Source organism: Hydrogenivirga sp. 128-5-R1-1 (assembly GCF_000171895.1).
Genome location: NZ_ABHJ01000504.1, coordinates 1 through 1,096, shown reverse-complemented (window position 1 = coordinate 1,096; position 1,096 = coordinate 1). Strand labels below are relative to the sequence as shown.

Below are 1,096 nucleotides of genomic sequence, written 5' to 3'. Positions count from 1 at the left end.
GGAAGCTTGTGATTACTATAATTGCAGCGTTATAGGTGGAAATACTTCTGCATCTGAGGAAATTATACTGGATTTATTTATTGTTGGACAAACAGAAAGACCTGTTTTGAGAAAAGGAGCACAGGAAGAGGATATTCTTCTTGTTTCCGGACATACAGGCTTGTCCCGTGCAGGTCTGGAACTTCTATTGATGGATAAAAATTATTACGAAGATTTTGAGGAAAGACTAATTAAAACCCATACAAAACCTGTGGTTCCTGCTGAGTTGTCAGAGAAAATAATGAAATATGCAAACAGCTGTGTAGACATTAGTGATGGGCTTGTTGCAGACCTTGGACATCTCCAAAAGGCAAGCAGTGTAAAAGTTGTTATAGAAAAAGACAGATTACCTGTTCATCCAGACCTTGAAAAATTCTGTCAGAAATATAATAAAAACCCATATGAATACATCTTATATGGAGGAGAAGACTATCAACTCCTGTTTACAGCTAAACCGGAAAATATTGACAAATTTGAAAACTGTTTCCAGATAGGATACGTGGAACAGGGGAAAGGTATATTTATAAAGGAAAAAACCGGTCTATCTCCTTTAAAACCTCAAGGCTTTGAACATCTTTAACTTTAAAAAGCATACAGGAAAGTTTCGAGGATGTCTGAAGTTATTTCAAATCTTGTAACTTCATTATCTTGAACTTCTACAATAACATATTCAAAATCTTTCATTTGAGGATCTGTTGTAATTCTGTAAAAAACGAAAGTGGTTTCTTCCATTTCCCAAGCATCCAGAATATCAAATATAAATCTGCTTTCCTTCGCAGCTTCAGTAAGTTCAGGAACAGAATCTATAACATAGATAATAAATGGAAAATATTTTCTATCCCTTTCTAAATTTGGATTATTTTCCATAAAAAGACCTCCTAAAAAGATTTTGTATTAATAGAACGGATTTTTAAGGGATTTTCTGACTTCTGGAAAAGGAGATTTTGAAAAGAATTACAGGCGTCCAGAGTGGACACCTGCTTAAGAGTTATTCATATTTTTCAAGGAGTTTGTAAATTTCATTAAGTTTTTTGTTTATTGCTTTTTCTACTTTTGT

The 1,096-nt window shown here is 33.6% G+C and carries 2 protein-coding genes; one reads left to right on the top strand and one right to left on the bottom strand.

Features of this window, described 5'->3' with window-relative positions; translation table 11 throughout:
- Window positions 1-619 (top strand): thiamine-phosphate kinase (locus HG1285_RS20130; protein WP_008289696.1); only part of this gene is annotated, 619 nt, incomplete at its 5' end.
- 2 nt (window positions 620-621) lie between these two features.
- On the opposite strand, the gene HG1285_RS00335 is transcribed toward HG1285_RS20130, so the two are convergent.
- Window positions 622-906: a hypothetical protein gene (locus HG1285_RS00335; protein WP_008289694.1), complete on the bottom strand. Its 285-nt coding sequence runs from the start codon at window positions 904-906 to the stop codon at window positions 622-624.
- Between the last annotated feature and the right edge of the window lie 190 nt (window positions 907-1,096).

Bases quoted from the DNA above. Each gene is read 5' to 3' on its own strand.
- HG1285_RS00335 (WP_008289694.1), bottom strand. From the start codon at position 906: ATGGAAAATAATCCAAATTTAGAAAGGGATAGAAAATATTTTCCATTT.